Source organism: Nostoc sp. NOS(2021), from assembly GCF_017115025.1.
Taxonomy (GTDB): Bacteria; Cyanobacteriota; Cyanobacteriia; order Cyanobacteriales; family Nostocaceae; genus Nostoc.
In genome coordinates this window covers 1-7015 of the sequence record NZ_JABXKM010000223.1, presented here as the reverse complement: position 1 = coordinate 7015, position 7015 = coordinate 1, and the positions used below count along the sequence as shown (strand labels likewise).

Below are 7015 nucleotides of genomic sequence, written 5' to 3'. Positions count from 1 at the left end.
GGCGTGTGGGGTGCAATGACTATGGGAATCACAACTAATTACCCGGACATGATATCAATAGATAATTTAAGCATTTATGCAAGAGGTCTATTGTGCCCCATTCGGGACAAGTTAAGACAATATTACTTTTATCAAAACAGAATTCAGGAGTCAGTAGTCAGAATTCAGCAGGACTTACGCAAACAATAGCCGAAAAGAATGATTTTCTTCTTAGGGGCAATTCATGAATTGCCCCTGAGCGCGTGTAGTTTTGTGTAAGTCCTATTCAGAGCTAACCCCAAAATTGTGTTTTACACCCCCATATTCGACAAGATTTTAAGTACCAAGTGAGCCGGCGTGAAAAAATCAACCTATGTGAAAAAACTTAAAATCAGCAAACAGCTTGTAAATCGGTCATTTCAACCTTTTTATAAAACTAAATATACATCTGTTTTTCCGTGCCGTTTCATGGGTGGTAACGGCGATTCTGCTATTAATCTTTTTTCTCTGTTCACTAAAAAATTATCTTTACAAAAACTTTATTAAAATTTAGCGACTATTTTCGTAATTTATAAATAGGATTTGTATTCTAATCTGTATCTACAGAAGCAATATACAAAACCTTGCTGTAGAAAACATCATTTACGCGATGTGCAACTTTCTCTCAAACTAACCCCCAGCCCCTTCCCTGGTATGGAAGGGGAGCAAAAATCAAAGCCTCTCTCCCTATGGGGGAAAGGTTTTGAAGCGGGGTTTCAAGAATAAGTTGCACATCACGTTGATTTGTTAAAATTCAATTCCTTCACATTAAATAAAAAACCAAATGTGAGATGTTTTTTATAACAAGGTTATCTACTACAGCTACAAGTAAAAATTAGCTTTTGCATCTCTCTACTTATTTCTATTTTGATTAGAGAGCAGTGCCAAATTATGCATCAAATAGAAGGCATTCGTATGTCGAAAAAACTAGCCAATTGTACGTATATGTCCGACTACTCAACGAAAATTGAAACAAAATATGCAAATGTGATTAACAGTAAGTATTTAACATCATTTCAGCGGAAACTACTGTTAGGAAGTTTGGAAAAAAGTTTACCTGAATCTTACCGACATCGGATTGAAATCATGTTGTTGGCAGATGAGGGAAAAACTCAAACGGAAATTTGTCAAATATTGGGGTGTTGTCCAGCAACAGCACGGCATTGGATGCACATAGCCCGGACGGGGATGGCGCACCAATGGCAAGATTCCCCCATTGGTCGCCCGAAGGCAGTAAATGACGAGTATTTAGAACGTTTGAAAGAACTGATTAGGAGTAGTCCCCGCGATCATGGCTATGGTTTTCGGCGCTGGACAGCAAACTGGCTGGGGAAACATCTGGTAAAAGAATTTGGGATTGAGGTGAGCGATCGCCATATCAAGCGACTGCTCAAACAGATGGGATTATCCACATTAGCAAAACCCAGTAATGCTGAACAAAACAACACTGAACAGGCCCAAGGTTCCAAAATTTTGATCAGTGATCTGAAATCGACAACTATTCCCGATAATTCGAAATTGTTACTTATTAACTTTGCAAAATTAGGAAAAGATGTAGACGTTTATGGCGCAAGATATATCCGCTCAGTTGGTTACTCTGGAACAGTTCAACAATACTCTGGGTTATTCTCTTTCGATAGAGGAATTTCAACACTATCTTCAACAAGTTAAATTTATCAACCCAAAAGTCGGCAAATTCTGGCAAGGAACTGATGCTCAACCAGGAATCTATATTGCGATCGCTGGTAAGGTCAGGTTGCTAGATAGCGCCGATGAGTTAATCGCCACCTTGGAGGTGGGAGACTCATTTGGGGAATTTACCTTGTTTAAGGAGGGTGACTTTAAACCTTATGCAGCCAGAGCTTCAGTCAACTTGCAACTGTGCTTTGTTCCGGGTGAGGTGTTGTGGCCACTAATGGCTAAATATCCCCAAATTCGGGAGCATTTGTGGGCTAAAGCACTGTCTCGTAATCCCCAACAAGTGGACTCAGATAACGCCCCACTACTGCCATCTGACTTAAAACGGCTGGATGAAACGAAGATTTTGCCAACGCTAGCAGTAGAACCACGCGAGAAAAAGATTAGTAAAGCCTATTTTCCCAACTCCACGCAGCGAGTCGGGCATTTATTACAGCGTGTGATTCGGCGCTATCCGTTTTTTGCCCAACAGAGTGGATCGGATTGCGGTGCAGCTTGTTTAGTGATGGTGTCTCGCTATTGGGGGAAAAACTTTAGTGTAAATCGCCTGCGGGATATGGCCAATGTTGACCGCAATGGCTCGTCACTGCGGGGGTTATCGGCGGCGGCGGAAGGCATTGGGTTTAGCACGCGACCTGTGAAAGCGAGTCTTGACCAATTGGCGAAGCAAAAGTTGCCTGCGATCGCCCACTGGGAGGGAAAGCACTACATCGTTGTCTATAAAATCACTCATAAACAGGTGATTGTGGCAGATCCTGGTATTGGTCAACGCACCCTCAGCCACCAGGAATTTAAAGCCAACTGGACTGGTTACACATTGCTGCTGCAACCGACAGCCATGCTCAAGGACACCAAAGAGACTTCTACCCCCTTTTGGCAATTCTTTGAGTTGATGAAGCCTCACTCTTTAGTAATCCTGGAAGTATTTGTCGCTTCCTTATTTATCCAGATATTTGGACTTGTTACTCCCTTATTCACCCAGTTAATTTTAGACCGAGTGGTGGTGCAGCGATCGGAACTCACCTTAACGGCGGTGGGATTAGGATTACTGATTTTTAGTTTATTCCGTGTGGCGATGACGGGGTTGCGGCAATATCTATTAGACCACACGGCGAATAAGCTCGATTTAGCACTGATTGTCGGATTTATTCGCCATACCCTGCGGCTACCCTTGAGTTACTTTGAGTCCCGTTATGTGGGGGATATTATCTCGCGTGTACAGGAAAACCGCAAAATTCAACGTTTCCTCTCCGGTGAAGCGTTGTCCATCCTGTTAGATTTACTCACTGTCTTTATCTATTTAGGATTGATGTTTTGGTACAGCTGGAAAATGGCGTTGTTAGTGTTGGTGATTGTACCGCCTTTTGTCCTGCTGGCATTGATTGCCACACCTTTTTTACAAAAGATTTCTAGAGAAATATTTAATGCTGTTGCTAAGGAAAGCAGCTATCTGATTGAAGCCCTTTCTGGTGTGCGAACAGTTAAATCTACAGCCGTGGAACAGACGGTACGTTGGCATTGGGAAGAGTTATTAAGCAAAGAAATAAAAACTAACTTTTCCGGGCAAATTATCAGCAATCGCCTGCAAATATTCAGCAACACAATTGAAGCAGTGGCAACTACCCTCTTGCTGTGGTTTGGGGCGTACCAAGTGATTCACAACCAACTAACCATTGGGCAATTGGTAGCATTTAATATGTTGCTGGCAACTATTATTACACCTTTCCAACGATTAATAGTTTTGTGGAATCAATTGCAAGAAGTGGTGATTGCAGTGGAACGCATTAATGATGTGTTGGATGCGGAACCAGAAGAGGATTTGCAGCAGCAGGCGCGGCAATCTTTACCACCCATTCAAGGTAACATTCGCTTTGACAACGTGACGTTTCGCTATCACCCGGAAAGCGATATCAATGTTTTAGAAAATCTCAGTTTTGAAGTACATAGCGGGCAAATGGTTGCCCTGGTGGGACGTAGTGGTTCGGGGAAAACCACGATTTCTAAGCTGGTTTTGGGGTTATATCCCCCCACAGATGGCAAAGTTTTGATTGATGGGCAGGATATTACTAGTCTCTCGTTGCGTTCTCTACGCGAGCAGGTTGGGGTAGTTGACCAAGATACCTTTTTGTTTGGCGGAACGATTCGGGAAAATATTAGCTTGGCACATCCTGGGGCAACTTTGGCAGAGATTATTGAGGCGGCGCGATTGGCGGGTGCTGATGAGTTTATTAAAAAGTTACCTATGGGTTATGAAAGCCAGATTGGTGAAGGAGGGGGGATGTTATCTGGAGGACAGCGACAAAGAATTGCGATCGCTAAGGCGTTGTTAGGCAATCCCAAGCTGTTGATTTTGGATGAAGCGACTTCCCATCTGGATGCAGAGTCAGAAAGGATTATTCAGACGAATTTAAACACAATTCTTCAGGGCAGAACCACCTTAATAATCGCCCATCGCCTTTCAACTGTGCGGAATGCAGATTTGATTTTGGTGCTGGATCGCGGCATCTTAATTGAGAGTGGGACTCACCAAGAGTTGATGGCGAAGCGAGGACATTATTTTTATCTCAATCATCAGCAGTTGGATGTTGCGGGGTGAAAGAAGAGGACAAGGAGGAAGCTTTTCTTGTCTCCCCACTCCCAATACGGTTGTCTCGTTCCCAGGCGGAGACTGGGAATGCCTAATTGGAGGGCTGCCGCCTCTTGATTTGCGGCAGAGCCGCAATGAGTAGCATTTCCAGCCAGAGGCTAGAAACGAGGTTTGAAAAGGGTTTTAGCTTAAGTTGACACCAATGTTTCTTCTCTCCCACTCTCAAAATCCTAAATTGATATCAGGAAAAATCATGCCAAACACATTGAATGGAAAGGTTCAAACCCAAATTTATGAGGTAGAACCGGGTGAGGAAACTTTAAGGGAGCAAACACCAGCTAAATCAACTGATGATTGGGCTTACGTGACCAAGGATTTACTTGATAGCTTGCCCCAAGTTTGGACAAGGGGATTGCTATATTTTTTAGTGGTGTTTGTGTCGATCATTTTACCTTGGGCGATGCTATCTAAGGTGGATGAAACGGGGACGGCAAGAGGGCGGCTTGAGCCAAAGGGAAAGACAGTTAAACTGGATAGTCCTGTGGCAGGTACTGTTGCCGAAATTCGGGTAAAGGAAGGTGATTCAGTTAAAGCTGGGCAGACTTTATTGGTGTTGGAATCGGAATTAGTTAAGGCGGAATTAGGGCAGGCACAGGATAAGTTAGAGGGACAATTAAATCGACTTTCTCAGTTAAATTCATCTAAAAGTCAGTTAGTTGTATCTTTGACAACTCAACAGCAACAAAATCAATCTCAACAGTTAGAAAAGCAGTCTCAAGTTGATCAAGCACAACAGAATCTGAATGCTCTTAAGAATTCCTATGATTTACAAAAAGACGAAAAATTGGCTCAAGTCAATCAAGCACGGCAAACTCTTGAGCATAGTCAAACTGCTAATAAGTTAATAAACAGTATTTTGGTGAGTAGCGAACGAGAAGTCAAACGCTATCGTAGTCTTTGGCAGTCAGGCGTTATTTCAGAAACTTATGTTGTGGAGAAGCAAGACATAGCTAAAGACAAGGAACAGTTATATGAACAAAATAAATCAGATATTCAGCAGGCTAAACTACGTTTGGTAGAACAACAGAGTAGTTATGAGCGGACTATTCGGCAAGCAAATGCAGATATTGAACAGGCACAGTTGCGACTTAAAGAACAACAAAGGAGTTATCAGACTTTAATTCGTTCTGGTAAACTGGCTGGGCTACAAATTGAAGAACAACAAAAGAATTTGGAGACAGAAATTACTACGCTTCAGGCAGAAATTGCTCAAAATAAGAGTCAGATTGTCTCGTTAAAATTTCAGTTGGGACAACGAAAGTTAAGAGCCACTGTGAATGGTAAAGTATTTCAGTTACCGATACAACGGGCTGGGTCTGTAGTGCAGCCAGGAACTATGATTGCAGAGATTTCACCCCAAGGTTCGCCTTTAATAATTCGGGCACAAATGGCAACAAATGAGAGTGGTTTTTTGCGAAAAGGTTTGCCAGTAAAGTTAAAGTTTGATGCTTATCCGTTTCAGGATTATGGCGTGGTGGAAGGAGAATTGTTACAAATTTCTCCTACTACCATAGAGGTGGAAACACCTAATGGTAAGGTAGCAGCTTATGAGTTGGAAATTGCCCTAAAACAAAATTGTATTCGCTCGGCTAATAAATGTATTGCCCTGCATCCTGGGGATACGGCAACGGCAGAGGTAATTGTGCGCCAGCGTCGGATTATTGATTTTCTGCTTGATCCATTTAAGCAGTTGCAGCAGGGCGGTGTGAAATTATAGAGCGATCGATCGCATTATATATTCCTAAACCTAACCACCTAACCGGGCGGAAAGCTCCCCTCTCAGCGAAAAACATTTAATGTCGTCTATCTACTTAGGAAAAACATCATGTTACAAACTATCACTATTACCAACGAAGATATTCTTTCTGAAGTCAAGCTATCTTGCAAAATTCCTGAGTTTGTTGAGGGGATTGTTACCCGCAAGGTTATTGAAAATGTTGCAGTTCAGGTGGGGATCAAAGTAGAGACAGAGGAACTTCAGATCGCAGCAGACCAAATCCGGTTAATCAACAAACTCAATAGTGCTGATGATACCTGGGCGTGGTTGGAAAAACATAGTCTTTCTATAGATGATTATGAAGAAATTGTCTACACCACCGTCATTTCTGGGAAGTTAGCCGCTCATTTATTTGCAGATAAAGTTGAACCCTATTTCTTGCAACACCAGATAGATTATGCCGGTGTGGTCATGTATGAGGTTTTTCTGGATGATGAAGACTTGGCGATAGAACTCTTTTATGCAATTAAGCAAGGTGAAATGAGTTTTTATGATGTTGCTCACAAATACATCCAGGATGCGGAATTACGTCGCAAAGGGGGATATCGGGGGATAGTGCGTCGCCAAGAGCTAAAGCCGGAAATTTCTGCTGCTGTCTTTGCTGCCAAGCCTCTCCAACTTCTCAAACCTATAGTGACATCTTCGGGGGTACATCTGATTTTGGTAGAGGAGATTATTCAAGGGGAATTGGATAATGCCTTATACCAAAAAATTGCTTCAAATTTGTTTTCTGAATGGCTAAAGGAACAGATTTCTAAAGTTGATATTGTTAAGCAATTATAGCGGTTCTCGCTTGAGTAGGTACTGAACCCTACCCCCAACCCCCTCCCCGAAAGCCTACGGTGTATACACAAGTCGAATTACCCCCCTTAATC

The 7015-nt window shown here is 42.5% G+C and carries 4 protein-coding genes; all 4 read left to right on the top strand.

The window, feature by feature from the left end:
- The first annotated feature begins 909 nt into the window (after window positions 1-909).
- The 4 genes from HWQ41_RS23760 (at window position 910) to HWQ41_RS23745 (ending at window position 6923) form a co-directional block, all read left to right on the top strand.
- Window positions 910-1689, top strand: a complete 780-nt coding sequence (locus HWQ41_RS23760; RefSeq protein WP_366931700.1) for a helix-turn-helix domain-containing protein — start codon at window positions 910-912, stop codon at window positions 1687-1689.
- Window positions 1583-4312, top strand: a complete 2730-nt coding sequence (locus tag HWQ41_RS23755; protein WP_292768408.1) for a peptidase domain-containing ABC transporter — start codon at window positions 1583-1585, stop codon at window positions 4310-4312. The genes HWQ41_RS23760 and HWQ41_RS23755 overlap by 107 nt, the downstream gene beginning before the upstream one ends.
- Before the next feature lie 244 nt (window positions 4313-4556).
- Window positions 4557-6080 (top strand): HlyD family efflux transporter periplasmic adaptor subunit, encoded by a 1524-nt coding sequence (locus HWQ41_RS23750; RefSeq protein WP_292768406.1) that lies wholly within the window; start codon window positions 4557-4559, stop codon window positions 6078-6080.
- 108 nt (window positions 6081-6188) lie between these two features.
- Window positions 6189-6923 carry a peptidylprolyl isomerase gene (locus HWQ41_RS23745; RefSeq protein ID WP_292768404.1) on the top strand — a complete coding sequence of 245 codons (735 nt, stop codon included), beginning with the start codon at window positions 6189-6191 and terminating at the stop codon, window positions 6921-6923.
- Window positions 6924-7015: the final 92 nt, after the last annotated feature.